This window comes from Ralstonia sp. 1138, assembly GCF_040544795.1.
Lineage (GTDB): Bacteria > Pseudomonadota > Gammaproteobacteria > Burkholderiales > Burkholderiaceae > Ralstonia > Ralstonia flatus.
The window spans coordinates 216,649-241,615 of sequence record NZ_JBEPKQ010000002.1; the positions used below are offsets into that span (position 1 = coordinate 216,649).

A 24,967-nucleotide genomic window follows, 5' to 3' on the forward strand; every position below is an offset into this window, starting at 1 on the left:
CGTCAGGTGTTGCGCAGCTTGAACAGCCCGACCGTGCGTGCCAAACCGTGCGCCTGCTCGTTGAGCATCGACGATGCGGCGGTCGACTGTTCCACCAGCGCGGCGTTCTGCTGCGTGGCCTGGTCCATCTCGGCGACGCTGCGATCGATCTGGCTGATACCGGTGCTCTGCTCGTGCATCGCGCCGTCGATCTCGCCGATGATGCGCGCGACCCGCTCGATGCCCTGCACGATTTCCTGCATCGTGGCGCCCGCGGCCTGCACGCGTTGCGCGCCGGTCTTCACGCTGGCTTCCGATGCCTGGATCAGGTCTTTGATTTCGCGGGCGGCCGTGGCGCTGCGTTGCGCCAGCGTGCGGACCTCGCCGGCCACCACGGCAAAGCCGCGGCCGTTCTCGCCGGCGCGGGCGGCTTCCACCGCGGCGTTCAGCGCGAGGATGTTGGTCTGGAACGCAATGCTGTCGATCACGCCGATGATCTCGGTAATGCGTGCCGACGACTTGGCGATCTCGTCCATCGTGCTGACGGCGCTGGAAACCACCTCGCCGCCGCGCGTGGCGGCATTGCTGGCGTCGCTGGCCAGGCGCGTGGCCTGCACGGCCGCATCGGCGGAGTTCTTCACGCTGGTCGTCAGCTCCGTCAACGCGGCAGAGGTTTCCTGCAGGTTGCTGGCCGAAACCTCGGTGCGATTGGAGAGATCACGGTTGCCCGCTTCGATCTCGCCGGTGGCGGATTTCATGCTGTCGACGCTGGCGCGCACTTCCAGCAGCACTTCGCCGATCTTGTCGATGAAGGTGTTGAACGACGCGCTGATCTGCGCGACTTCATCGTTGCCGACCACGGGCAGACGGTGCGTCAGGTCGCCGCCGCCGGAACCGATGGTGTCCATCGCATCGCGCACCTGCGACAGGCGGCGGAACGACTGCGACGTGAAGAACGCGGCGATGCCCACGGCGGCCAGCGTCAGCAGCACCATGGCCACGGCCAGCGCCTTGACGACGTTGCGCAGACCGGCGGTGGCTTCGGCCTTGTCCAGCGCAATCACGAGGTACCAATCGGTGCCCTGCACGGCTTGCGCCTTGAGCAGTTTCGGCGCACCGGCCAGCTCAACCTCCAGCGGCGACGTCGCCTTGGCCAGGTTGCCGAGCGTGTCGGCGGTGAGCGAGGCCGCCACGTCGGTGGCCGGCTTGAGCATCAGTTTTGCATCGGGGTGGGCGATCACCTGGCCATCCTTGGCGACCACGAAGGCGAGGCTCGACGGTGTCGGGTGGACCGCCGCGACCACCTCGCGCACGCCGTCCAGCGGCACGGCGCCGGACAACGCGCCGGTGGTTTCGCCGTTCTTGACGAGCGGCGCCGCAAACGAAACGTACGGCACGCCGGTCGACACGTCGCCGTAGGGCTTGGTGACGAGCAGCTGGCCTGCGGCAATGGCCTGCTTGTACCAGGGGCGGCCGGTCGGATCGTAGTCCTTGGGCGTGGTGGCGCTGGTGGAGATGAAGCTCTTGTCGGTCCAGCCGATCGTGATGATGGGGAAGCCGTTGGCGTCGCCCATGTGCTTGCCGAAGCCTTGCGGGTCGCCATGCTCGATCACGCGTGCGGTGGCCTTGACGGCCTGCGCCTTTGCCGCGACCCATTTGTCGATGGCGAGCGTGTTGCCGCTGGCAATGGCGGCGAGGTTCTGGTCAATCGATTCCATCGTGTTCGAACGCACGATGGAATAGGTAGCCGCGCCGGACAGCGCGAGGGCCCCGACCACGGTGGCCGATGAGATGAGGAGAATTCGGGTGCGGAGAGAGGAGATCATGTTTCTTCTAGGCCAAACGTTTTCCATGAATCTGACTGCGTACGGTATTTGCCGCAGCGCCCTCCAGAACCGACTGCTGGCTGTCGGGGGCCACCCAAGCTGCTACGGCAGTGCGCAGACGAACTTGAGGCGCCAAAACCCCCGTCCCCCCGAAGGGATGGCTGCTATAAAGGAAAACGTTTCGCATCATTGCCCAGGCAATTCACACCTTGAAAACCCAACCCCATGCACGACGCGCTCCACATCGACCCGGCCACCGGCGACATCCGGTTCGCTGACATCCGCATCACCCCGGAAACACGGGCCGACGACCTGCCCCCGCGGTTTGCCGTCGGGCCGGTGCGGCCGGTCAGTGTCGAGGGCAAAGAGGTCTCGTGCCAGTTCGCAACGATGGCCGCGCTGGACGACACCACGCCCGTCACCGTCAGCCTGCGGTTTGAAGCCGATGCGCTCGTCAGCGTATTCGTCGAGCTGGCGCAGCCGGTTTCGTACGACGACATCGGCGTGGTGGAACAACGCCACCGCCGCTGGATCGCCAGCAAACTGGGCAAGGACCCCGGCGGCCTGGCGGACTATCCGTGGGGCAGCGCCGGCGTGGCGCAGGACAAAAGCGGTGGGGTGCACATCTTTCTGCACAACCGCAACAACACCTGGGCGCGTTGAACACGTGGAATAGGTTGTAAGACACCCCGGCATCGGCCCGAATTGCCGCCCCGGCACCGTTTGCAGTACCGTCGCTGGCATTCCCACCGGAGCCGGGAGCCAGCGCCATGGCCGTGCTGTTCACCATCCTGAAGATTGCCGTCGTGCTGGTGCTGGTGTCGTCACTGGCCGAGGCAATCGTGCTGTCGCTGCGGAACGGCTGGGCCAACTACGATTGGAAAGCCGCCGGCGTGTCGGTGGTCGATTTCCTGGTACGCGAGTACCCACTACGCTGGCTGCTGCCGCTGGCGTTCTGGACGCAGGGGCTGGAATGGGTCTACCAGCATCGCCTCTGGACGCTGCCGATGGACCACTGGACGGGCTGGGCCGCGTGCTTTCTCGGCCAGGAGTTCTGCTACTACTGGTACCACCGCGCCGCGCACCGCGTACGCTGGTTCTGGTGCACGCACGCCATCCACCACTCGCCGAACGACCTGAATCTCTCGGCCGCCTACCGCTTCGGCTGGACGGGCCGGTTGACCGGCACCCTCGCCTTCTTTGCGCTGGCGCCGCTGCTGGGTATGCCGCCGCGCATTGTGTTGATGCTGCTGTCGCTCAATCTGCTGTACCAGTTCTGGATCCACGCCACGTGGATTCCCCGCCTGGGGCCGCTGGAATGGGTGCTGAATACGCCCTCGGCGCACCGCGTGCATCACGCGTCCAACCTCGAATACCTGGATGGCAACTACGGCGGCGTGCTGATCGTGTTCGACCGGCTGTTCGGCACCTACATCCCCGAACGCAAAGACGTGCCCTGCCGCTACGGCCTCGTGCACCCGATGCGCACGTACAACCTGCTGGTGATCGAATTCGCGCACTGGCGCGCGCTCTGGCAAGACCTCAAGACGGCTCGCTCGGCCGGCGAAGTGTTTGGCTACCTCTTCCGCCCGCCCGGCTGGCGGCCCGATGGCAACGGTGAAACGACGGAGGATCTGCGTCGCCGCGCCGCGCTCATTCCTGGCGAGCCCGCCGTCGCCCCGGCGGTTGCTGCGAACTGAACTACGGCAAGCGCAGCGTCTGCGCCAAGTGGCCATATACCACGGCAATCCGCCGCAAGTGGCGCGATTCCGGATGCGTCAGCAGCCACAGTTCCGACTGATTGGCGTCCTGCAGATCCCGCAGCGACACCAGATCGCTGCGCGCCTGCGCCATCACCAGGGGCAGGATGCCGACGCCCACGCCCATCGCCACCATCTCGGCCGCAATCTGCAGGCTGTTGACGAAGTACGTGGGCATGACCTTGGGGAAATGCCGTTTGCGCCAACTGACCGACGGGTGATCCGGAATGGCATCGTCAACGGCCACCCACGGCGTGCGGCCCGCTTCGACATCGGCGTAGGTGATGCCGCTGGTGCGCCCGGCGTATAGCCCCACGCGAATCGATCCGATGTGTTTGCCCACCAGATGCTGCGGCGGACGGCGCGTGGCCCGCACGGCAATGTCGGCATCGCGCCGGGTCAGGCTGGCCAGCTCGTTGCTCACACGGAGGTCGTAGCTCAGGTTCGGATGCTCTGCCTGCAGCAACTTCAACGCGGGCGCGACCATGCCGACGAGGATCGTGTCCGTGGTGGTGATGCGCACGGTGCCTGACACCTGGTCCGGCACGGCATGTACCGCCGATCGCGCGGCCTCCAGGGCCGACTCCACCTGCTCGGCCTGTTCCGCCAGCGCGTGTGCCAGGTCGCCCGCCAGATAGCCCGTGCGGGAGCGCGCAAACAGCGTGGCGCCCAGCCCGCGCTCGATGCGCTGCAACGACCGGAACACCGTGGACGCATCCACCCCAAGCCGTTCACCGGCCGCCGCCAGCGTGCCGGTGCGCACCATCGCCAGCACGATCTCCAGGTCTGCCGCGCTCAATCGGTATTGCGTTTGTGCAAGCATGATTTGCTGCTCCGCCTATTTCATTGGCACTGGCGCAATCCTACAGTGTCGTCACCGCCGCCGTTGGCGGCTTTCCCAACCTGTTCACGAGACCCAGACCATGAAGCTCTATTACTCCGCCGGTGCCTGCTCGCTGGCCGTCCATATCGCCCTGCGCGAAGTCGGTGCGCAGTTTGACCTGACCGCCGTCGACCTAGCCAAGCACCTCACCGCTGATGGCACGGATTTCTACACGATCTCGCCGCGCGGTTACGTGCCGCTGCTGGAGCTGGCCGACGGCTCGCGCCACACCGAAGGCGCCGCGCTGCTGCAGTACGTGGCCGACCTCGACCCGACGCAGGCGTTGATCGGCAAGCCGGGCAGCGCGCGCCGCCTGGCTGTGATCGAATGGCTCACCTTCGTCAGCACGGAGCTGCACAAAGGTTTCGGCCCGCTCTGGTACAAGGACACGCCGGAAGCCACCCGCCAGGGCGCCAAGGACAAGCTGGCCAAGCGCTTTGCCGAACTCGACGCACGCTTCGCCAAACAGCCATACCTGGCCGACACCTACAGCGTGGCCGACGCCTATGCCTTTACGGTGCTGAACTGGACGAACGTCCTGTCGCTGCCGATGGGCGCGTATCCGAATGTGCAGGCGTATATGGCCCGCGTGGCTGCGCGGCCGCACGTGATCGAAGCGTTGACGGCCGAAGGCTTGATCAAGGCTGACGCAGCCAGCGCTGTCGCCTAACGGGTAGCCGGGATCGGCGGCGCCTAAACAAAACCGCCGATCCCACCCCCTACTCCGCCCAACGTTTGCGGAACGTCTTACAACACATCCCCATGTTGTAGATAGGCTCTATCTGCGGGGCACGGCGCGTTGTCACACGGGCGTCGCTACAATCCCACGCTTTGCGTCTTCTGCAGTCCGCAGGTCTCCCATGTTCAAGCACGTTGTTTTCGCCCTGGCCGTTGCGGCTGCGGGCATGCCGGTTCTCGCGCGCGCGGAAGTGCACGGCGCGGGTTCGACCGCCGCTGCGCCGGTCTATCGCGTCTGGGCGGCGGGATACGCCGCATCGTCGGGCGTGACGCTGAGCTACGACGCGGTGGGCTCGGGGGAAGGCCTCAAGCGCATTCGCGCAGGCGCCGTGGATTTCGGTGCGTCCGACGTGCCGCTCTCCAGCGCAGAGGCCGCCAAGGCGGGCCTCGTCTGCGTGCCGTCGGTCGTGACGGGTGCGGTGCCGTTTGTGAACGTGCCGGGCGTGCCGCGCGGTCAGCTCAAATTGACGGGCGAACTGCTGGCGCAGATCTTCCTCGGCAAGGTCGAGAGCTGGGATGCGCCCGAGCTGCGCGCGCTGAACCCGGGCGTGACGCTGCCCAAGCTGAAGATCCATCCCGTCGTGCGCGCCGATGGTTCGGGCACGACGTACCACTTCACCGATTACCTGAGCGCCGTCAGCGCCGACTGGAAAAGCGCGTACGGCACCAAGTCGACGATCAACTGGCCGGCAGGCTTCACCGCCGCAAAGGGCAGCGGCGACGTGGTCAAGGCGGTGCAGGCCACGCCGGGCGCCATCGGTTATGTCGATTACAACTACATCCTCGACAACGATCTGAGCGGCGTGCAGTTGCGCAACGCGGCGGGCCGCTTCGTCGGCGCACAGGTAAGCGGCTTCCGCGAGGCCGTGACGCAAAGCGCGTGGAACCGCAAGGGCGATTTCACGGCGCCGCTGGTCAACCTGCCGGGCGCGGAGACGTGGCCGATCACCATGGGCACCTTCATCGTCGTGCCGGCAGTCAGCGCGTCGGGCCCGCGCACGCTGGCTGCGCTGAAGTTTTTGACGTGGGGTTACTTCCACGGCGACGAGCTGGCCGCGCGCGCGAAGTTCGTGCCGCTGCCCGAGCGCGTGCAGGCCATTGCGTATCGTGAACTGGCGCGCGTGACCGATACGTCGGGCGCCGCCATCGGCCTGCAGAGCATGCCTGCAAACTGGGGCAAATGATCTTTGCCGGTGCAGTGTCTGCACGGGCAACAGCACCGTTTTGATGCCGCGCAGGTGGTCTGCTGAAAGCTTTGCAACAAGGCTGGATTGTTCTGACGCGTTTCCTATAGTGGTCACTCGCCGCGCAAGTCAGCCCCGCGCGTCACTGCCAAAGCCACGACGGGAAGCAAACATGGGTACCGCCATCGCAGACCAGGACGAGCAGATCCGCCAGATTGCACAGGACACCGGCGCACCGGCCGATCTCGTCCGCGAGCAGTACATGCAGACCATGCGCACATTGGCAGCCGACGCCCGCGTGCAGGATTACCTCTCGCTGTTTGTCACACGCCGCGTGCTGGCCGCGTTCCGCCCGCGCCGCACGCCGACGCGTTAGCCCTGCCCCCGCTTATTCCTCGCTGATCATCCCGACGAATGCATGCGCCGCGCGGCGCATCCATTCACGTGCGCGCTCGGCTTCGAACTGCATACGCGCAAAGCCGTGCGTCATGCCCGACGCCTCGATGGTGATGACCTGCGCGCCGTGCTGCACGAGGTAGTCGGCGTATTGCAGGCCGTCGTCGCGCAGCACGTCGTGCGCCGCCACGATGACGACGGTGTCGGGCGGCGTATAGGCCGGTGGGCGTGCCATCAGGAAGATGCGGGGGTCCTGCTCGGCGAGCGGCTTAGCCAGGGCTTCGGCACCGATGTATTTCTCCCAGTACCAGCGCATTTCATCGCGCGTGAGGCCCGGGCCTTGTGCAAACGCGTTGTAGCTCTCGCTGCCGAAAGCCGGCGTGGTGACGGGGTACAGCAGAAACTGCGCATTGACGAGGCCGGGGCGCATGCCCTGCGCGGCCTGCACCGCAAGATGGCCGCCCGCGCTGTCGCCGCCAACCGCCAGGAAGTCCGGATCGAAGCCGAGGTACACGCGCTGCTCGGCCAGGTACGCCAGCGCGTCGCGGGCATCGTCGGCCGGCACGGGAAATGGATGCTCAGGCGCGAGGCGGTAATCGACACTCACCACGGCGCAGCCCGTGTCTTGCGCCACCAATGCGGCGAGCATGCGATGCGTTGTGCGCGGCGCGCCCACGACCCATCCGCCGCCGTGAAACCACACCAGCAAACGCGGCGTTGCCACACCCTTCGGACGAAAGACGATGGCGTCGAGCGTGCGCCCGGCAAGCGGCAGGCTCAGGTCTGAAACTTCAACGCCGTCGGGATCGGTGCGATCGGACACAGCCGCAATCGCTTCGAAGCGCGCGCGTTGCGCGGCTGCGTCTTCAGGCGGCGGCAAGGCGCCGAACTGTTCGGCAAGGCGTTGGTAGAACTGCAGGATTTGCGGATCGACGGCCATAATGTAAGCGGGATGCGATGACCGCGGGAGTGTAGCGCGTCGCGCTGGCTTGAAGCCTTTGACAGGTCGGGACGCCGCGCCACCACGTTTGTCACAGGGCCTTGGGGGCCGACCTTTATTTTTGCTCGGCGATGCCGAGTCGCCAGTGCTCGATCTTTGTGCAGCGGTCTTGCACGGCCGGAATGCCGGCGTTGCGCGCGACGGCCATCGCCTCGTCATTCACGATGCCGAGCTGCACCCAGATGCCGCCCACGCCCAGCGTCACGGCTTCCTGCACAACAGGCAGGACCTGTTCCGAGCGGCGGAAGATATCGACGAGGTCGATGCGCTGGCCGGCGGCGGCCAGCGTAGTTGCGGCTTCGGTGAGCGTGGCATAGCAGGGCTCGCCGAGCACGTCTTCGCCGGCGTGCTGCGGGTTGACCGGCACGATGCGATAACCGGCCTGCTGCAGATAGCGCGCCACGTCATAGCTGGGCCGGGTCGGACGCGGCGACAGCCCGACCACGGCGATGGTCTTGGCCGACAACAGCCGGCGCATGGTGGCTTGCTCATCGACGTAGGAAAGATTGGCGGACATGGTTGGCAATGCAGTGGCGATCAGGTTGTGGGCCGCTTGCATGCGGCGCCGAGGTCATCGATGCGCACCGCAGCACGGAACGCGCCCGACGAATACGGTCCCACTTCATACGGCCCGTAGTGCACGACGATGCGGTCTCCTTGCAGCGTAAACGGAAACGCGGCGTTACGCAGGTCCTTCTCCTTGAGTGCGCCGCGCGGTGCATCGGGCGCGCCTTCGCGCTTGAGCGCATCGACAATCTGCGTATTGAAGCTCTGCAGGCAGGCGGATGTGGGGTTCAGCACATCGGCCAGGGCGATCGGCTGAAAGCCCTGCGCGCCGCGTCGCCAGTTGCCGGCGGTGAAGCTGTAGTTGCCATGCGCGCCGCCGCTGTAAGCCCACACCATGCGCAAGAGGCTGATGGTGTCGCCCAGGCCGACGGCGCTGATGCGGATGACGCATTCCGTGTCGAACTGGTCGCACTTGCGCACGCGCAGCGATTGGATGAGCGCGTCGGTGGCCGCGTCGCCCGTCACCGGATAGCGTTCGGTCAGTTTGGCCTGGCCGGAGGCGGCCGTGGCCTCCTGATAGCGCGCCAGCCGCTTGAGCGTAAAAGGCTGACTGCGGCCACCGTCGCTCCAGGTACCGGTGGCAGTGGCACCGTCGCCTGAGAGCGCACCGGAGAGCGTCCCGCCTTCGCGCACGACGGACTGGCCGGCCGCGTCGAGCGCTTCTGCGCGCTCGCGCCACACGAAGCGACGTTCGGGCGCGTTGCGGCCCTCGACGGTCCAGAAGGCGCGGCCCTGGGGGCGATCATCGTAGGCTTCGCCGGTGAGCGTGTCGGCCACCGGGTCTTTGTCTTTGTCCTGCTCTTTGGGCGGTGCGTCGTACACGTTCAGCCAGACGTTCCAGCCGGGGCCGTCTGGGCCCTTGCCCACCGTGCCCTGCCAGAAACTGCCGGCCAGTCGCTCGTGCTGCTCTTTCGTTTTTGCAAGAGGGGCAGTTGGTGCAGAAGCAACAGGTGCGGAGGCTGGCGGCGCACTCGCGGAGGTTGCAGGCGCAGCAGCGGCCGCTTCAGTGCCGCCCTGTGCGGCTCCGACCCCGCCAAGTGCCCCCATCAACGTAACAAAAACGCCCGCCCTCACCGACCTCTGCAACACATGGTGCATCGCATGCCTGTGCATGCCTCCCTCCTATCAACCCGACACCCCAGACTAGGACACACACCGCTGGTTCGCCGTTTTCCAAGCCCAGTCTGCCTGAGCGGCAAACCGGTGGGACTGTGCAGGTGCAGCAGGCGTTCCCTGAAAACGTCTGTGAAGCGATTTTGGGCTCACACCGAGCGGCCTTTACCGCGCTTGCATTCGATTGCAATCCGACACACTTTGTTACGCCTCAGGGCCACCCCGTCACCCACAATGCCTTCGCACCTCAGCGTTTGTGTCCAAATGTTGTGCGCCAGATTCGGCCCTGGATGACCCATCCGCCCAGCGCGCTCGTGACGACCCCGCTCCCAGTGCAAAGTTACCCCCTCCTTTCGAATTGACCCCTCGAAGGGATTTCCCGTCCGCGCGGTGCTCCCCGGCCCGCGCGCTTTTTTTTTGCCTGCGCAATTCGCGCGCCTCCCTGCCTCGCCCTCGACTGCCCACCCGGAGAAACACGCTCTTACAAAGGCAAGTCGACCCCTCGGCGCCTGCCGCGTTAAATGGAGACATCCACGCGGCGCAGGCCGCTATAAAAACGAGGGCTCATCATGTCCAAGGCTTCCCGTCGTTCCGCTCTCTCCGGTGTGCGGCTGCCACATGTGTTGCGCGCCGTAGGCGTTGCCGCCGTATTGCTCGTCTGCGGTGCGCAAGCCGCGATGGCCGCCGACCCGGCTTCGCGGGTGGCGCGGCTGTCGGACTTTTCGGGCACGGTGAGCTTCGCGCCCGCGGGTTCCGACGACTGGGCCGGCGCCTCGCTCAACCGCCCGCTCACCACGGGTGACCGCCTGTGGTCCGACCAGGGCAGCCACAGCGAACTCCATGTCGGCTCAACAGCGCTGCGCCTGGGCCAAAACACCGGCGCCACGCTCGTCGACTTGGACGACCGCAATACGCAAGTGAAGCTCACACAAGGCGCGCTGTCGGTTCGCGTACGCTCGCTGCCGCCCGACCAGACCATCGAGATCGATACGCCGAACCTGGCGTTCACACCGCAGGCGCCGGGCGAATATCGTCTCGACGTCGCACCCGACGGCTCAAGCACGACCGTGACCGTCTGGCGTGGTCAGGGCACGGCCTACGGCGATGACCGCTCTACGCCGCTGGGCGCCGGGCAGCAAATCCGTTTTGGCGGCACGGACCTCGCCGAAGTGGGCGGCACCGACAACCCGGGCCGCGACGCCTTCGACCGCTGGGCCGAATCGCGCGATGCCCGCGAAGACGCTTCCGTGTCTGCCCGCTACGTCGGCCGCGAAATGACCGGCTACGAAGCCCTCGACGACAACGGCACATGGCGTGAAGAAGACGGCTACGGCGCCGTGTGGGTACCACGCGCCGTGCCCGCCGGCTGGGCACCGTATCGCACGGGCCATTGGGCCTGGGTGGCGCCGTGGGGCTGGACGTGGGTCGATGACGCGCCGTGGGGGTTCGCCCCCTTCCACTACGGCCGCTGGGCGTACGTCGGCACGACGTGGTGCTGGGTGCCGGGGCCGGTGGTACCGCGGCCGGTGTATGCCCCGGCGCTGGTCGGTTTCGTGGGCGGCGGAGGCGGCGGCGGAGTGAGCTGGGGGATCAACATCTCGATCGGCTCGCCGGGTGTGGCGTGGTTCCCGCTCGCTCCGGGCGAAGCGTATCGCCCTGTGTATGCGGCCAGCCCGACCTACGTAACGAACATCAACCGCACGGTGGTGGTGAACAACGTCACGGTCAACAAGACGATCATCAACAACACCAACGTGACCAACATCCGAAACGTGAATCGGGTGACGTACGTCAACGCCAACAACCCCGCCGCGCTGACGGCCGTGCCTGCCAAGACGTTCGTCAACGGCCAGCCGGTCGGCCCCGCGATGACGCATCTGCGGCCGGAGCAATTGCGCGCGCAGATGGCGCATGCGCAGTTTGTTTCGACACCAGCGCTGGCCCCGGTGCGCGCCAGCCTCGTGGGCGCTGCAGCCAACGGCGGACCGCATCAGTTGCCGCCGCAGCAGGTGTTTGCACGTCAGGCGATCGCGGTACGCGCACCCGCCGCGCCGGCGGGCGGGCACGATGCGTTGGCAGAGCGGTTCCGCTCACAGGGCGGTGCGCTGCCGGGCGCTGGCCCTGCCTGGACGGGCGGCAACGTGAGCCCGCGCATCACGCCCGTGCGAGGTCAAGCCAGTGCCGGAATGCCGCCCGCTCCCGTAGCTGCGCAGGCAGCGGGGCTCCGTTTGAGTCGCGCCGCGCAGAATGGGCAGAGTGGGCCTGCACGCGCCGGCGGCGAGCCTGGCCGACCGCCGGAGCAGCACGGTGCGAACGGGCCACAAGGTTTGATCGGCTCGCCGAACCCGCAAGGTGCGCAGCCACAGCACGGCGGCCAGCCGGGGCCGGCTCCGCAGGCGCTGATGGCGCCGGGCTCCATCAATCGTCCGCGCCCGCAGCCGGGCGCCGCTGCACCGCAGGAGCGCCCTGCCCAACTGCAGACCGCGCAGGCACCGCAAGGCCCGGCCGGCATGACGACACGCCCACCGCAACGCGAAGGTGCACCCGGTACGCCGCGTGATGAACGCCACGCTTTTGAGCCGCGCCCTCAACTGCCGCAAGCGCCGCAACCTCAGCCTCAGCTTCAACCGCAGCGCGGTGGCCAGGAGCCGAATCGTTTCAACGGCAATCCGGCAGCGACCCTGCAGGAGCACCCGCACAACGAGCCCCCGCAGATGCGCGTGCCCCACGAGCCGGAGCAGCGCCGGCCGGAGCCGCGCATGGAAGCCCCGCGCCCTGCACCGCAACCGCACGTCGAGATGCGCGCGCCGCAACCTCAACCACGTCCGCCTGAAGCGCGTCCGCCACAACCTCAACCACAGGCCCAACCGCCGCGGCAGGAACACCACGAAGCCCAACCGCATCCACAGGCCCATCGCGGTGAAGAGAAGCGCGAAGGCGAGCACCGCTGAGCAGGCGCCTCGCCCGTTCATAGGCAAAAAAAAAGCAGCCCTTCGGGGCTGCTTTTTCGTCTGCGCCGGCCAGTGACACCCGCCGGCACATACTTGCCTTAGCGCTTGCGACGCAGGCGCGCGATCGCCGCCAACTGCGCAGCGGCCACGGCCAGTTCACCTTGCGCACGGGCCAGATCCAGGTCGCTGCTCTGGTTCTGCAGCGCCTCTTCGGCCGCACGCTTGGCTTCGTTCGCCTTGGCTTCGTCCAGGTCGTGACCGCGGATTGCGGTATCGGCCAGCACGGTCACCTTCTTCGGCTGCACTTCGAGAATGCCACCGGCAACGAACACGAACTCTTCGCCGCCATCTTCCTTCTCGATGCGCACGGCGCCCGGCTTGATGCGCGTGATCAGCGGCGTGTGGCCGGGCAGAATGCCCAGCTCGCCGGCTTCACCAGGCAGCGCCACGAACTTGGCATTGCCGGAGAAGATCTCGTGCTCGGCGCTGACGACGTCTACATGAATGGTTGCCATCTCGATTCCTTTGCTCAGAAAAGCGGCTCCCTGAAGGGGCTTCAGGAAGCCAGTACTGGCGCCGGCTTACGCACGGTGCCAGACGTTGCTCTTACTGGAGCTTCTTGGCCTTCTCGAAGGCTTCGTCGATCGAGCCGACCATGTAGAACGCCTGTTCCGGCAGGTGATCGCACTCGCCGTCCACCAGCATCTTGAAGCCGCGGATGGTTTCCTTCAGCGGCACGTACTTGCCCGGCGAACCCGTGAACACTTCTGCAACGTGGAACGGCTGCGACAGGAAACGCTGGATCTTACGGGCGCGGCCCACAGCCAGCTTGTCTTCCGGCGACAGTTCGTCCATGCCCAGAATCGCGATGATGTCGCGCAGTTCCTTGTAGCGCTGCAGCGTCTTCTTCACGCGGTCGGCGACTTCGTAGTGCTCCTGGCCGACCACTTGCGGGTCGAGCTGGCGCGACGTCGAGTCGAGCGGATCCACTGCGGGGTAGATACCCAGTGCAGCGATGTCACGCGACAGCACAACGGTCGAGTCCAGGTGCAGGAAGGTCGTTGCCGGCGACGGGTCGGTCAAGTCATCGGCAGGCACGTACACGGCCTGGATCGACGTGATCGAGCCAGTCTTGGTCGACGTAATACGTTCCTGCAGCTTGCCCATTTCTTCAGCCAGCGTCGGCTGATAGCCCACGGCGGAAGGCATACGGCCCAGCAGTGCCGACACTTCGGTACCGGCCAGCGTGTAGCGGTAGATGTTGTCGACGAAGAACAGGATGTCACGGCCTTCGTCGCGGAAGCGCTCGGCCATCGTCAGGCCGGTCAGCGCCACGCGCAGACGGTTGCCCGGCGGCTCGTTCATCTGGCCGAACACCATGGCCACCTTGTCGAGCACGTTGGAGTCCTTCATTTCGTGGTAGAAGTCGTTGCCCTCACGGGTACGCTCGCCCACGCCAGCAAACACCGACAAGCCCGAGTGCTGCTTCGCGATGTTGTTGATCAGCTCCATCATGTTCACGGTCTTGCCGACGCCGGCGCCACCGAACAGACCCACCTTACCGCCCTTGGCGAACGGGCAGACCAGGTCGATCACCTTGATGCCGGTTTCCAGCAGGTCCACCGACGGCGACAGTTCGTCGAACTTCGGGGCCTTCTGGTGAATGGCGCGCTTCTCGTCGGACGCGATCGGACCCGCTTCGTCGATCGGGCGACCCAGCACGTCCATGATGCGGCCCAGCGTGCCGTGACCGACGGGCACCGAGATCGGTGCACCGGTGGTCGCCACGCGCATGCCGCGACGCAGACCGTCGGACGAGCCCAGCGCAATGGTACGCACCACGCCGTCGCCCAGCTGTTGTTGCACTTCGAAGGTCAGGCCCTTCTCGGCGAACGAAGCGTCGTTGCTGTCGTCCAGCACCAGCGCGTCGTAGACCTTCGGCATCGCGTCGCGCGGGAACTGAATGTCCACCACGGCGCCGATGCACTGCACGATATTTCCGTTTGCGATACTCATTTGTATCTCCAATAACTTGATTCTTTGCCGTGGCTATCAGACTGCAGCTGCGCCGCTGACGATCTCGGACAGTTCCTTCGTGATCGCTGCCTGACGGGTCTTGTTGTAGACCAGTTGCAGTTCGCCGATCACGTTCTTCGCGTTGTCCGAAGCCGCCTTCATCGCCACCATCCGGGCCGATTGCTCGGACGCCATGTTCTCGGCCACCGCCTGGTACACCAGCGCCTCGACGTAGCGGATCAGCAGCTCGTCGACCACCGTTTGCGCGTCCGGCTCGTAGATGTAGTCCCACGAGTAGGCCTGCTTCTCGGCGTCAGTCTGCGCGAGCTTGTCGGCGGTCAGCGGCAGCAGCTGCTCGACCACCGGCTCCTGCTTCATCGTGTTGATGAAGCGGGTGTACGCGAGGTACACGGCATCGATCTGGCCTGCGTTGAACGCGTCCAGCTGCACCTTGATCGCACCGATCAGCTTTTCCAGATGCGGCGTGTCGCCCAGATGCACGACGTTCGAGACGACCTTGGCACCGACGCGGCCCAGGAACTGCATGCCCTTGGTACCGATGGCGGTGGTTTGCGTCTCGACGCCCTTGTTCTGCAGATCGCGCAGTTGGGTGGTGACGGCACGCAGCACGTTGGTGTTCAAGCCACCGCACAGGCCCTTGTCCGTCGTCACCACGATCAGGCCGGCACGCTTGATGTCGCGCGCCACCATGAACGGGTGCTTGTACTCCGGATTGGCCAGTGCCATGTGCGCAGCCACGTTGCGGATCTTCTCGGCGTACGGGCGGGCTGCACGCATCCGTTCCTGCGCCTTGCGCATCTTGGATGCGGCGACCATTTCCATCGCCTTGGTGATCTTGCGCGTGTTTTGCACGCTCTTGATCTTGGTGCGGATTTCTTTTGTTCCGGCCATTTCTTCCTCTCCGTTCAAACCTGGTCACGCAGGCTACGCGTGACCAGTTTCGGGAATGACGCGGTTAGAACGCGGCGGACTTCTTGAAATCCTCGATCGCGGCACGCAGGGCGGCCTCATCTTCCTTCGACAGATCCTTCGTATCTTCGATGCGGTTGATGAGATCGGCGTACTTCGTCTTCAGCGTGTCGTGCAGGCCCTTTTCGAAAGCCAGGATGTCCTTCACGTCCACGTTGTCGAGGAAGCCGTTGTTGGCTGCGTACAGCGACGCGGCCAGCTGCCACACTTGCAGCGGCTGGTATTGCGGCTGCTTGAGCAGTTCGGTCACGCGGCGGCCGCGCTCGAGCTGCTTGCGGGTCGCTTCGTCCAGGTCGGAAGCAAACTGCGCGAACGCAGCCAGTTCACGATACTGAGCCAAGTCGGTACGGATACCGCCCGACAGCTTCTTGATGACCTTGGTCTGAGCAGCACCACCCACACGCGACACCGAAATACCGGCGTTGATTGCGGGGCGCACACCGGCGTTGAACAGGTCGGTTTCCAGGAAGATCTGGCCGTCGGTAATCGAGATCACGTTGGTCGGAACGAAGGCGGACACGTCGCCGGCCTGCGTTTCGATCACGGGCAGTGCGGTCAGCGAACCGGTCTTGCCCTTGACTTCACCGTTGGTGATCTTCTCGATGTGATCGGCGTTCACGCGTGCAGCGCGCTCCAGCAGACGCGAGTGCAGGTAGAACACGTCACCGGGGTAAGCTTCGCGGCCAGGCGGGCGGCGCAGCAGCAGCGAAACCTGACGGTAGGCCCAAGCTTGCTTGGTCAGATCGTCATACACGATCAGGGCGTCTTCGCCGCGGTCGCGGAAGTATTCGCCCATCGTGCAGCCGGCATAGGCCGACAGGTACTGCATAGCAGCGGAGTCCGAAGCAGCAGCAGCCACCACGATCGTGTATTCCAGCGCGCCGTGCTCTTCGAGCTTGCGCACCACGTTGGCGATCGTCGAAGCCTTCTGGCCGATTGCCACGTACACGCAGAAGATGCCCTTGCCCTTCTGGTTGATGATGGCGTCGACTGCAACGGCGGTCTTGCCGGTCTGGCGGTCGCCAATGATCAGCTCACGCTGACCACGGCCGATCGGCACCATTGCGTCGATCGACTTCAGACCGGTCTGCACCGGCTGGCTCACCGATTGACGTGCGATCACGCCCGGAGCGACCTTTTCGATCACGTCCGTCTTCTTGGCGTTGATCGGGCCCTTGCCGTCGATCGGCTGGCCCAGTGCGTTGACCACGCGGCCCAGCAGTTCCGGGCCAACCGGCACTTCCAGAATGCGGCCCGTGCACTTGACTTCGTCGCCTTCGGAAATGTGCTCGTACTCACCCAGCACCACAGCGCCGACGGAGTCGCGCTCGAGGTTCAGCGCGAGGCCGAACGTGTTGCCCGGGAATTCCAGCATTTCGCCTTGCATCACGCCCGACAGGCCATGAATGCGGCAGATACCGTCCGTCACGGAGATGACCGTGCCGGTGTTCTTTGCGTCAGCGCCAGCCTTCAAGCCCTCGATACGGGTCTTGATCAGGTCGCTGATCTCGGAGGGGTTCAGTTGCATCGAATGCTCCTAATTCTTCAATCTGTCTGCGGGCGCGATATCGTCGATTGCATCGGCGCCTCGCGAAACAGCATTACGCGGCGGTCAGCGCAGACTGCATCTGCGTCAGGCGCGCGCGCACCGAGGTGTCGAGCACTTCGTCGCCAATCTGCACACGCACGCCGCCGATCAACGAGGGATCGACGCTCACGTGAGCCTGCAGCTTCTTGCCGAACTTGCGTTCGAGCGTGGCGACCAGTTCGGTCAGGGGCGCGCCCTCAAGCGGGAACGCACTGGTGATCTCGACGTCGGCGGCGCCTTCGCTGGCATTCCGCAGCACATGGAATTGCGCGGCAATTTCCGGCAGCAGCGACAGGCGCTTGTTGGCCACCAGCAGGCCAACCAGTTCCTTCGCCTCATGCGAAACCGGAGATTTCAGCGCCGACAGGAAGATCCCCGCCACATCGGCTTTGGAGAGCTTCGGATCATCGGCGATTGCCTTCATGTCAGGCACGGCGGCAATTTGCCCCATTTCCGACACAAGCTCAGACCATGCACCCAGATTGCCGGCCTTCGCCACGCGGAACAGCGCCTCTGCGTACGGACGGGCAACGGTTGCGAGTTCTGCCATGATTACAGCTCAGCCTTGAGTTGATTGAGCAGATCGGCGTGGACCTGCGCATTGACTTCACGCTTGAGGATCTGCTCGGCACCCTTGACGGCCAGCGTGGCAACCTGGTCGCGCAGCGATTCACGCGCGCGCACGGTTTGCTGCTCGGCTTCGGCCTTGGCTTGCGCGATGATGCGCGCGGCTTCGGCTTGGGCGTTTTGCTTGATCTCTTCGGCGCTCATCTGGGCACGCTTTTCAGCGTCCGCGATGCGTTGCGCGCCTTCATTGCGCGCTTCGGTCAGTGCCTGCTCGACCCGCTTGTTGGCCAGCTCCAGCTCGGCCTTGCCCTTATCGGCAGCGGCCAGGCCATCGGCGATTTTCTTCGCGCGTTCGTCGAGCGCCTTCACCAGGGGCGGCCAAATGAATTTGGCAACAACCCACCACAGGATGAAGAACACGACCATCTGCGCGACGAGTGTGGCGTTCAGGTTCATGGTGTGTTCCTTTCGGTATTGAGACTACGGATCAATGCACGAAGCGGCGAGGGTCACGCGGAGCGTTCACCCAGGCCGCCTCCGGCATCATGCAGACCGAAAAGAATTACTTGATGACCGACAGCAGCGGGTTGGCGAACGCGAACAGCATGGCCACACCAACACCGATCAGGAATGCCGCGTCGATCAGGCCAGCCAGCAGGAACATCTTCGTTTGCAGCGGGTTCATCAGTTCAGGCTGACGTGCGCAGGCTTCGATGTACTTGCCGCCCATCAGTGCGATGCCGAGGCAGGCGCCGATAGCACCCAGGCCGATGATGATGCCGATACCGATGGCGGTCAGACCTTGGATGTTGGCGAGAAATGCTTGCATGATGACTCCCTTTTACGTGAAAGACTAAGAACTTGAGAACTTGGAAAAATCAAACGGAACCGGAGAACCTGAACCGCAACTACTTAGTGGTGCTCATGTGCCTGGCCGATATACACCAGCGTCAGCATCATGAAGATGAAGGCTTGCAGCAGCACGATCAGGATGTGGAAGATCGCCCACACTGCGCCAGCCACCACGTGACCCACGAAACCCAGCGCCGACGTGTCAGCACCGAACGTCCAGACCGAGCCAAGCAGCGCGATCAGCAGGAACACCAGTTCGCCCGCGTACATGTTGCCGAACAACCGCATGCCCAGCGACACAGCCTTGGCGAGGAATTCAATGATGTTGAGGATCAGGTTGAACGGCGCGAGATACCACTTGGCGCCGAACGGGGCCGACAGCAGCTCGTGCGCGAAGCCGCCCGTGCCCTTGATCTTGAAGCTGTAGTAAATCATCAGGATCAGCACGGCGAACGACATGCCGAACGTACCGTTCAGATCGGCCGTGGCCACCGCGCGGTGGTGCGGCACGTGCACACCGAAGGTACCGAGGAGGTGGTTGACGCCCGTGACCCAGTCCACCGGGATCAAGTCGACCGCGTTCATCAGCGTGACCCACACGAAGACCATCAGCGCCAGCGGAGCGATCCAGGAACGATCGCCGTGGATGATGCCCTTGGCTTGGTCATCGACCATCTCGACGACGAGTTCAACGAAAGCCTGGAAGCGGCCCGGAACGCCGGCGGTAACGCGACGTGCAGCGATGCCCAGGAAGATGATGCCGATCAGGCCCATCAACACGGACCAGAACATCGTGTCCCAGTTGATGACGGAGAAGTCGACGACGGAGGCCTGTTTGCCGCCGATGCTATTGAAATTCTGCAAATGCTCCGCGATATACGCGGAAGGCGTGAGAGCGTGCTCGGCGGCGTGGCCGGCGGCTTCTGCGACTTCAGTTGCCATGATGATTCAGTCCAATATTGCGAAACATTCTTCGTGATCCGTTCCGACCCGCGCCCGATTCAGCCAGGTGTCTCCTGGAGATCGCGGACTGCACGCGGCTGAAACGCGCCACCTTGTTCTTGCGGGGTGTCAGCGCAATGAACCGGGCTTCTCCTGCCTCAGGCCCTTGCCGTATGCCAACACACCCGTGTGCCCGCCATGTCGCGGTGGGCTGGAGCCGCCTCCACGCGCTATCGCAGCGCGAGACCGACCCAATACATCTTGAGCGCCAGGATCAGGGTGATCAGCAAGGGCGGCCAATGCAGGCCCTTGAACACCACCACCACGATCACCAGCAGCGCGACCGTGCCAAGCACCTTGATCGCTTCGCCCACTACGAGGCGGGCGATGGATTCGAACCCCTTGGCCGTCGACAGTCGCATCGCGAACCATGCCGAAGGCACCACGCATACGCCGCCGCCCAGCAGCGCCGACAATCCGGCCTCGGCAGCTGACGCAGCGCCCGTGCCCGCGAACCAACTGCCGACATACCAACCGAGCGCACACAACAGTGTGATGGCCACCTGGCCGAGCACGATGGAAAAGGGCGTGATACGCGAGGCCTGCACAGCCTGCTCGCCAAACAGGGCGACCGCTTCGTCATGCGAGAGCACATGCACCGGCGGCTCCGCCTGCTCCTCATCGTCCCAACTGTCGTGCTTCGGATCCTGCACCGACTGGGGCCGGGCGGCTTTCAACGAAGCGTAAGAATCGGGCCGTTGCCGGTCAGCTGGCTGCATGGAAGAATGTGCTTTCATCATGCCGCACCGCTTTGGGTCAGGCGGATTTAAAACCGCACGATTTTACGGGACATGGCGTTCGCCAGTCAACGCACAAGCGAACGCTCGTGCGGGCGCCTTCGACAGCACTTCACGCGATCCTGTTCCGTTCGGTGCGCGCAATGCGGTGCTGCTGCCGGGGCACCGAATCCGCCTGATGGAGCGGCGCCCGGTTGATTCCATGATGGTGTCGGTAGCGCCTGGCGTCGATGACGTGCGAAGTAATCGCACCAATTCTGTGCGAGTCGACGCCCGCAAATGGCGCAGCAGCGGGGGCTCGCGGCGCCTGCGTCAAACTGTCGCAGATCGGCTCAGGCGGCCTCTTCGCCGGCGTCGGGGCGCAGGCGCGCCAGCAGCCCATCGAATTCATCGAGACTGCTGAACTGCACGGTCAGCTGACCGCGTCCCTTGGCCGCCAGCTTGATCTGCACACCCAAGCCGAGCTGGTCGGCCAGTTCTTCTTCGAGACGCGCCACGTCGCGGCCGCCTTGGTGCCCGCCCTTCTGCTTCAGCGATTTCAGCTCGAACGGCTTGAGCGTCGACGCCACCAGCTTTTCCGTCTCACGCACCGACAGACGCTTGTTGACGATCTGGTTCGCCAATGTGATCTGGGTCGCACCATCGACGGCGAGCAGCGCACGGGCGTGGCCCATGTCGAGGTCGCCGGCCATTAGCATGGTCTGCACGGGCTGGGCAAGATTCAACAGGCGCAGGAGGTTCGAGACCGCGCTGCGTGAACGCCCGACCGATTCCGCCGCCTGCTCGTGCGTGAACTGGAATTCCCGCACCAGGCGCGCGATGCCCTGCGCTTCTTCCAGCGGGTTGAGGTCTTCGCGCTGGATGTTTTCGATCAGCGCCATGGCGGCGGCCGATTCATCCGGCACGTCCTTCACGAGGACGGGCACTTCGGTCAGACCGGCGAGGCGCGATGCGCGGAAGCGGCGTTCACCCGCGATGATTTCGTACTTCGGTTTCGCGCCGTCGGACTCGACCTTGCGCACCAGAATCGGCTGCATCAGGCCTTGGGCGCGGATGCTCGCGGCAAGCTCCTGTAGCGCGCCTTCGTCCATGCGTGTGCGCGGCTGATATTTGCCGGGCTGCATCTGTTCCAGCTTCAGGACCGTCGGCGCGCCCTCCTGCTTGGCGGCTTCGACAATCTCGGCCGGGCTGCCGAGCAGCGCTTCGAGGCCGCGGCCCAGTCCCTTTTTCTTCATCGTGCTCATGTTGTTCCTCTTGCTGCTCAGGCCGGCATGTCGGCCATCTGCCGCACGCGCGCGATCATCTCGGCGCCGAAATCCAGATAGGCCTTGGCCCCCTTCGATGCCACGTCAAACGCCACGCCGGGCATGCCATACGACGGCGCCTCGGCCAGACGCACGTTGCGCGGGATGACCGTCTTGAACACCTTGTCGCCGAAGTGCGATTCGAGCTGCGCCGACACCTGCTGCTGCAGCGTCACGCGCGGGTCGAACATCACGCGCAACAGGCCGATCACCTTGAGATCGCGGTTCAGGTTGGCATGCACCTGCTTGATGGTGTTGACGAGATCCGACAGGCCTTCGAGCGCGAAGTACTCACACTGCATCGGCACGACCACGCCATGTGCGGCGCACAGGCCGTTGAGCGTCAGCAGCGACAGCGACGGCGGGCAGTCGATGAGGACGAAGTCGTAGTCGGCTTCCACCTCGGCGAGCGCAAGCTTGAGGCGGTTTTCGCGATGTTCCAGGTCGACCAGTTCGACTTCGGCGCCGGCCAGGTCGCGGTTGGCGGGCAGCACGTCGTAGCGCCCTGCCTCCGAGCGCTGGCGTGCCTGCGGAATCGTCGCGAGCCCAACAAGGACCTGGTAGACGCTGAATTCCAGCGTGTGCTTATCGATGCCCGAGCCCATCGAGGCATTGCCCTGCGGATCGAGGTCGACCAGCAGCACGCGCTGCCCTTGCGCGGCCAGCCCGGCCGCGAGATTCACCGTGGTGGTGGTCTTGCCGACCCCACCCTTCTGGTTGGCGATCACGAAAATATTCGACATGACTCCTCTGCGGTGAATGGCTCGCTACAACGTTCGCTCACGCCGACGGCGCAAGGATGACCAGGTGACGCTCGGCCGGCAGCCCCGGCACGGTCAGGCGCTCGATGGCTTCGACGGCCCAGCCGGCGGGCAAGCGTTCGATTTCGGCATCCGGGCGGACGCCCTTCATGGCGACCATGCGACCGCCTGGGGCCAGCAGATGCCCGGCCAGATTTACAAAGTCGACCAGTTCGGCAAAGGCGCGCGAGGTGATGACGCCATAGCCGGTGGCATCGGTCAGTTTTTCCACGTGGCCCCAATGCGACTGAGCGTTGGTCAGGCCAAGCTCGGCGCGGCACTGCGTCAGGAAGGCGGTCTTTTTCTGCACGATGTCGACCATCGTGACGCTGACATCCGGAAAGGCGACGGCGAGCGGGATGCCCGGCAGGCCGCCGCCCGAACCGACGTCCAGCACGCGCGGTGCGTCGGGTTGAGCGCGACGCGCCAACTCGGCGATGCGCGATACGGCCGACAGCGAATCCAGCAGGTGATGGGTCAGCATGTCGCCGGCATCACGAATGGCGGTCAGGTTATAGACGCGGTTCCATTTGGCCAGCAGCCCTTGGTACGCCAGCAGGCGGTCGACTTGCGCTTCGTCCAGCGACAGACCGAGCGCACGCGCGCCGGCCTCCAGGTCTGCCCGGGCGTCTGTCAGTGCATTCGCCATCAAGCGGCCTCGCCTTCTGCACTGGCGCGCGGGCCGACTTGTCCACGCAGCACGCCCTTCTTCAAGTGCACGAGCAGCAGTGACACGGCGGCCGGCGTGATGCCGGAGATACGCGAAGCCTGGCCGATGGTTTCCGGCTTGTGCTTGGCGAGCTTCTGCTGGACCTCGATCGACAGGCCGCGCACCTGCGAATAGTCAAAATCGGCCGGCAGACGTGTGTTTTCGTTGGCGCCGAGGCGCTCGACTTCATCGGCTTGCCGGGCGATATATCCGTGGTATTTGATGCCGATCTCGACCTGCTCGCGGATCTGCTCGGCCAGCAACGGGTCTTCAGCCAACGGCGCTTCGAGCGCGTACTTGCCGCCCTGCATGCCCATGAGCGTTTCGTACGTCACGTTCGGGCGGCGCAGCAAGTCGGCCAGGGCGTACTCACGCTCAATGCCCTTGCCCAGCACCGGCTCAGCATCTTCCAGCGGAAGCGTGGCCGGATTCACCCAGGTCGACTTGAGACGCTCTGTTTCACGTGAAACAGCGTCGCGCTTCCGGTTGAACGCGTCCCAACGCGCATCGTCAACGACGCCCAGTGCGCGGCCGACTTCGGTCAGGCGCATGTCGGCATTGTCCTCACGCAGGCTCAGGCGGAACTCGGCCCGGCTGGTGAACATGCGATACGGCTCGGTCACGCCGCGGGTGATGAGGTCGTCGACGAGCACGCCCAGATAGGCTTGGTCGCGGCGCGGCGTCCAGGCGTCCTTGCCCTGCACTTGCAGGCCGGCGTTGATGCCCGCCAGCAGGCCTTGCGCCGCGGCCTCTTCATAACCGGTCGTCCCGTTGATCTGGCCGGCGAAGAACAGACCGGAAATCGCCTTCGATTCCAGCGAAGCTTTGAGCCCACGCGGATCGAAATAGTCGTATTCGATGGCGTAACCGGGGCGCAGGATATGGGCGTTTTCCAGCCCGCGCATCGAGTGGATCAGGTCGAGCTGCACATCAAACGGCAGGCTGGTCGACACGCCGTTCGGGTAAAACTCGTTCGTCGCCAGACCTTCTGGCTCCAGGAAGATCTGGTGGCTGTCCTTGCTGGCAAAGCGGTGGATCTTGTCTTCGATGCTGGGGCAGTAGCGCGGCCCCACCCCTTCGATCACGCCCGTGTACATCGGGGAGCGGTCCAGCCCGGCGCGGATGATGTCGTGCGTGCGCTCGTTGGTGTGCGTGACCCAGCATGGCACTTGGCGCGGATGCATGTCCGCGCGGCCCAGGAACGAGAACACCGGCACCGGATCAAGATCGCCCGGTTGCTCTTCGAGCACCGAAAAATCGATGGAACGACCGTCGATGCGCGGCGGCGTACCGGTTTTGAGGCGCCCTTGCGGCAGCTTCAATTCCTTCAAACGCGCCGACAGCGATACCGCGGCGGGGTCGCCCGCGCGACCGCCGGTGTAGTTATTCAGCCCAACGTGGATCTTGCCATCCAGGAACGTCCCGGCCGTCAGCACGACAGCGCGTGCGCGGAATTGCACGCCGACCTGCGTCACCGCCCCGACGACACGATCCCCCTCAACAAGCAGGTCTTCCACGGCCTGCTGGAACAACATCAGGTTCGGCTGATTTTCGAGGCGATGGCGGATCGCCGCCTTGTACAACACGCGGTCTGCCTGGGCGCGCGTCGCCCGCACGGCCGGGCCCTTGCTGGAATTGAGGATACGGAACTGGATGCCGCCCTCGTCCGTCGCGATGGCCATGGCCCCGCCCAAGGCGTCCACTTCCTTGACCAGATGGCCCTTGCCGATGCCCCCGATGGACGGGTTGCAGCTCATCTGCCCCAGCGTCTCGATGTTGTGCGTCAGCAGCAGGGTCTGACACCCCATGCGCGCTGCCGCCAGCGCGGCCTCGGTGCCGGCGTGTCCGCCGCCCACCACGATCACATCGAATTCAATTGGATACAGCATGGCTTCCTCCTCGCATGGAGGCATCAAAAATTTGGAGAAGCGGAATTATAAGTCGCGCGGCTACACCGCAGTTCGGCCATGCGGCAATCGGGACGAAATTCCCCTGCTTTTCGTGT

Annotated in this window: 24 protein-coding genes; 6 read left to right on the forward strand and 18 right to left on the reverse strand. The window is 64.8% G+C overall.

The genetic code is table 11. From position 1 onward, the window contains the following. Positions 1-2: 2 nt before the first annotated feature. Positions 3-1,805, reverse strand: coding sequence for a methyl-accepting chemotaxis protein (locus ABIC76_RS08635; protein WP_354533700.1), 1,803 nt, complete (start codon positions 1,803-1,805; stop codon positions 3-5). 225 nt (positions 1,806-2,030) lie between these two features. Here ABIC76_RS08635 and ABIC76_RS08640 point away from each other — a divergent pair, with 225 nt between their 5' ends. Both ABIC76_RS08640 and ABIC76_RS08645 read left to right on the forward strand, forming a co-directional pair. Continuing rightward, complete coding sequence (locus tag ABIC76_RS08640) at positions 2,031-2,468, forward strand: hypothetical protein (protein WP_102063997.1); 438 nt, start codon at positions 2,031-2,033, stop codon at positions 2,466-2,468. A 107-nt stretch (positions 2,469-2,575) separates the two neighbouring features. After that, positions 2,576-3,505: a sterol desaturase family protein gene (locus ABIC76_RS08645; protein ID WP_102063998.1), complete on the forward strand. Its 930-nt coding sequence runs from the start codon at positions 2,576-2,578 to the stop codon at positions 3,503-3,505. 1 nt (position 3,506) lies between these two features. Here the strand turns inward: ABIC76_RS08645 and ABIC76_RS08650 are convergent, their stop codons facing one another. Further along, positions 3,507-4,388 (reverse strand): LysR family transcriptional regulator, encoded by an 882-nt coding sequence (locus ABIC76_RS08650; RefSeq protein ID WP_102063999.1) that lies wholly within the window; start codon positions 4,386-4,388, stop codon positions 3,507-3,509. Positions 4,389-4,488: 100 nt separating this feature from the next. Here ABIC76_RS08650 and gstA point away from each other — a divergent pair, with 100 nt between their 5' ends. The 3 genes from gstA to ABIC76_RS08665 all read left to right on the forward strand — a co-directional run bounded on the left by gstA (position 4,489) and on the right by ABIC76_RS08665 (position 6,746). Beyond that, positions 4,489-5,118: a glutathione transferase GstA gene (gene gstA / locus ABIC76_RS08655; RefSeq protein WP_102064000.1), complete on the forward strand. Its 630-nt coding sequence runs from the start codon at positions 4,489-4,491 to the stop codon at positions 5,116-5,118. A 190-nt stretch (positions 5,119-5,308) separates the two neighbouring features. After that, on the forward strand, positions 5,309-6,370 hold the full coding sequence (gene pstS, locus ABIC76_RS08660) for a phosphate ABC transporter substrate-binding protein PstS (protein WP_354533701.1): 1,062 nt from the start codon (positions 5,309-5,311) through the stop codon (positions 6,368-6,370). Between the two features lie 172 nt (positions 6,371-6,542). Continuing rightward, positions 6,543-6,746, forward strand: a complete 204-nt coding sequence (locus tag ABIC76_RS08665; protein WP_027678854.1) for a DUF3562 domain-containing protein — start codon at positions 6,543-6,545, stop codon at positions 6,744-6,746. A gap of 12 nt (positions 6,747-6,758) precedes the next feature. Here the strand turns inward: ABIC76_RS08665 and ABIC76_RS08670 are convergent, their stop codons facing one another. From ABIC76_RS08670 to ABIC76_RS08680, 3 genes are all read right to left on the reverse strand, one after another. Next, positions 6,759-7,706, reverse strand: a complete 948-nt coding sequence (locus tag ABIC76_RS08670) for an alpha/beta hydrolase (RefSeq protein WP_102064002.1) — start codon at positions 7,704-7,706, stop codon at positions 6,759-6,761. A 115-nt stretch (positions 7,707-7,821) separates the two neighbouring features. Beyond that, on the reverse strand, positions 7,822-8,283 hold the full coding sequence (locus ABIC76_RS08675) for a CoA-binding protein (RefSeq protein WP_102065097.1): 462 nt from the start codon (positions 8,281-8,283) through the stop codon (positions 7,822-7,824). Between the two features lie 20 nt (positions 8,284-8,303). Further along, complete coding sequence (locus tag ABIC76_RS08680) at positions 8,304-9,446, reverse strand: RsiV family protein (RefSeq protein ID WP_354533702.1); 1,143 nt, start codon at positions 9,444-9,446, stop codon at positions 8,304-8,306. A 569-nt stretch (positions 9,447-10,015) separates the two neighbouring features. Between ABIC76_RS08680 and ABIC76_RS08685 the strand changes: the two genes are divergently transcribed. Next, positions 10,016-12,397 carry a DUF6600 domain-containing protein gene (locus ABIC76_RS08685; RefSeq protein ID WP_102064004.1) on the forward strand — a complete coding sequence of 794 codons (2,382 nt, stop codon included), beginning with the start codon at positions 10,016-10,018 and terminating at the stop codon, positions 12,395-12,397. Positions 12,398-12,495: 98 nt separating this feature from the next. Here the strand turns inward: ABIC76_RS08685 and ABIC76_RS08690 are convergent, their stop codons facing one another. The 13 genes from ABIC76_RS08690 to mnmG form a co-directional block, all read right to left on the reverse strand. Further along, complete coding sequence (locus ABIC76_RS08690; protein WP_009239559.1) at positions 12,496-12,912, reverse strand: F0F1 ATP synthase subunit epsilon; 417 nt, start codon at positions 12,910-12,912, stop codon at positions 12,496-12,498. Between the two features lie 91 nt (positions 12,913-13,003). Continuing rightward, the gene (gene atpD, locus ABIC76_RS08695) at positions 13,004-14,407 is read right to left on the reverse strand and encodes a F0F1 ATP synthase subunit beta (protein ID WP_037028786.1); all 1,404 of its coding nucleotides are present in this window, start codon (positions 14,405-14,407) and stop codon (positions 13,004-13,006) included. 42 nt (positions 14,408-14,449) lie between these two features. Beyond that, entirely contained in the window at positions 14,450-15,325 is an 876-nt protein-coding gene (gene atpG / locus ABIC76_RS08700; protein ID WP_027678848.1) for a F0F1 ATP synthase subunit gamma, read from the reverse strand. 64 nt (positions 15,326-15,389) lie between these two features. Then, a complete protein-coding gene (atpA, locus tag ABIC76_RS08705; RefSeq protein ID WP_009239556.1) occupies positions 15,390-16,931 on the reverse strand; it encodes a F0F1 ATP synthase subunit alpha in 1,542 nt (513 codons plus the stop codon). Positions 16,932-17,004: 73 nt separating this feature from the next. After that, entirely contained in the window at positions 17,005-17,541 is a 537-nt protein-coding gene (locus tag ABIC76_RS08710; protein ID WP_027678847.1) for a F0F1 ATP synthase subunit delta, read from the reverse strand. Between the two features lie 2 nt (positions 17,542-17,543). After that, entirely contained in the window at positions 17,544-18,014 is a 471-nt protein-coding gene (locus ABIC76_RS08715) for a F0F1 ATP synthase subunit B (RefSeq protein ID WP_009239554.1), read from the reverse strand. 106 nt (positions 18,015-18,120) lie between these two features. Continuing rightward, the gene (gene atpE, locus ABIC76_RS08720) at positions 18,121-18,387 is read right to left on the reverse strand and encodes a F0F1 ATP synthase subunit C (RefSeq protein WP_003262709.1); all 267 of its coding nucleotides are present in this window, start codon (positions 18,385-18,387) and stop codon (positions 18,121-18,123) included. A gap of 83 nt (positions 18,388-18,470) precedes the next feature. Next, the gene (gene atpB, locus ABIC76_RS08725) at positions 18,471-19,352 is read right to left on the reverse strand and encodes a F0F1 ATP synthase subunit A (protein ID WP_027678846.1); all 882 of its coding nucleotides are present in this window, start codon (positions 19,350-19,352) and stop codon (positions 18,471-18,473) included. 230 nt (positions 19,353-19,582) lie between these two features. Then, positions 19,583-20,131: an ATP synthase subunit I gene (locus tag ABIC76_RS08730; RefSeq protein ID WP_102064005.1), complete on the reverse strand. Its 549-nt coding sequence runs from the start codon at positions 20,129-20,131 to the stop codon at positions 19,583-19,585. 350 nt (positions 20,132-20,481) lie between these two features. Further along, positions 20,482-21,393 carry a ParB/RepB/Spo0J family partition protein gene (locus tag ABIC76_RS08735; RefSeq protein ID WP_027678844.1) on the reverse strand — a complete coding sequence of 304 codons (912 nt, stop codon included), beginning with the start codon at positions 21,391-21,393 and terminating at the stop codon, positions 20,482-20,484. Between the two features lie 17 nt (positions 21,394-21,410). Next, positions 21,411-22,196, reverse strand: a complete 786-nt coding sequence (locus ABIC76_RS08740; RefSeq protein WP_015855941.1) for a ParA family protein — start codon at positions 22,194-22,196, stop codon at positions 21,411-21,413. Between the two features lie 37 nt (positions 22,197-22,233). Then, positions 22,234-22,902: a 16S rRNA (guanine(527)-N(7))-methyltransferase RsmG gene (gene rsmG, locus ABIC76_RS08745; protein WP_354533703.1), complete on the reverse strand. Its 669-nt coding sequence runs from the start codon at positions 22,900-22,902 to the stop codon at positions 22,234-22,236. Further along, positions 22,902-24,851, reverse strand: a complete 1,950-nt coding sequence (mnmG, locus tag ABIC76_RS08750; protein ID WP_354533704.1) for a tRNA uridine-5-carboxymethylaminomethyl(34) synthesis enzyme MnmG — start codon at positions 24,849-24,851, stop codon at positions 22,902-22,904. The genes rsmG and mnmG overlap by 1 nt, the downstream gene beginning before the upstream one ends. Positions 24,852-24,967 lie beyond the last annotated feature (116 nt).

Coding starts and splice junctions, on each gene's coding strand:
- pstS (WP_354533701.1), top strand. CDS start 5,309: ATGTTCAAGCACGTTGTTTTCGCCCTGGCCGTTGCGGCTGCGGGCATG.
- atpB (WP_027678846.1), bottom strand. CDS start 19,352: ATGGCAACTGAAGTCGCAGAAGCCGCCGGCCACGCCGCCGAGCACGCT.
- ABIC76_RS08690 (WP_009239559.1), bottom strand. CDS start 12,912: ATGGCAACCATTCATGTAGACGTCGTCAGCGCCGAGCACGAGATCTTC.
- gstA (WP_102064000.1), top strand. CDS start 4,489: ATGAAGCTCTATTACTCCGCCGGTGCCTGCTCGCTGGCCGTCCATATC.
- ABIC76_RS08640 (WP_102063997.1), top strand. CDS start 2,031: ATGCACGACGCGCTCCACATCGACCCGGCCACCGGCGACATCCGGTTC.
- ABIC76_RS08645 (WP_102063998.1), top strand. CDS start 2,576: ATGGCCGTGCTGTTCACCATCCTGAAGATTGCCGTCGTGCTGGTGCTG.
- atpE (WP_003262709.1), bottom strand. CDS start 18,387: ATGCAAGCATTTCTCGCCAACATCCAAGGTCTGACCGCCATCGGTATC.
- ABIC76_RS08715 (WP_009239554.1), bottom strand. CDS start 18,014: ATGAACCTGAACGCCACACTCGTCGCGCAGATGGTCGTGTTCTTCATC.
- ABIC76_RS08670 (WP_102064002.1), bottom strand. CDS start 7,706: ATGGCCGTCGATCCGCAAATCCTGCAGTTCTACCAACGCCTTGCCGAA.
- ABIC76_RS08735 (WP_027678844.1), bottom strand. CDS start 21,393: ATGAGCACGATGAAGAAAAAGGGACTGGGCCGCGGCCTCGAAGCGCTG.
- ABIC76_RS08635 (WP_354533700.1), bottom strand. CDS start 1,805: ATGATCTCCTCTCTCCGCACCCGAATTCTCCTCATCTCATCGGCCACC.
- rsmG (WP_354533703.1), bottom strand. CDS start 22,902: ATGGCGAATGCACTGACAGACGCCCGGGCAGACCTGGAGGCCGGCGCG.
- atpG (WP_027678848.1), bottom strand. CDS start 15,325: ATGGCCGGAACAAAAGAAATCCGCACCAAGATCAAGAGCGTGCAAAAC.
- ABIC76_RS08650 (WP_102063999.1), bottom strand. CDS start 4,388: ATGCTTGCACAAACGCAATACCGATTGAGCGCGGCAGACCTGGAGATC.
- ABIC76_RS08665 (WP_027678854.1), top strand. CDS start 6,543: ATGGGTACCGCCATCGCAGACCAGGACGAGCAGATCCGCCAGATTGCA.
- ABIC76_RS08740 (WP_015855941.1), bottom strand. CDS start 22,196: ATGTCGAATATTTTCGTGATCGCCAACCAGAAGGGTGGGGTCGGCAAG.
- ABIC76_RS08710 (WP_027678847.1), bottom strand. CDS start 17,541: ATGGCAGAACTCGCAACCGTTGCCCGTCCGTACGCAGAGGCGCTGTTC.
- ABIC76_RS08685 (WP_102064004.1), top strand. CDS start 10,016: ATGTCCAAGGCTTCCCGTCGTTCCGCTCTCTCCGGTGTGCGGCTGCCA.
- atpA (WP_009239556.1), bottom strand. CDS start 16,931: ATGCAACTGAACCCCTCCGAGATCAGCGACCTGATCAAGACCCGTATC.
- ABIC76_RS08675 (WP_102065097.1), bottom strand. CDS start 8,283: ATGTCCGCCAATCTTTCCTACGTCGATGAGCAAGCCACCATGCGCCGG.
- ABIC76_RS08730 (WP_102064005.1), bottom strand. CDS start 20,131: ATGCAGCCAGCTGACCGGCAACGGCCCGATTCTTACGCTTCGTTGAAA.
- mnmG (WP_354533704.1), bottom strand. CDS start 24,851: ATGCTGTATCCAATTGAATTCGATGTGATCGTGGTGGGCGGCGGACAC.
- ABIC76_RS08680 (WP_354533702.1), bottom strand. CDS start 9,446: ATGCACAGGCATGCGATGCACCATGTGTTGCAGAGGTCGGTGAGGGCG.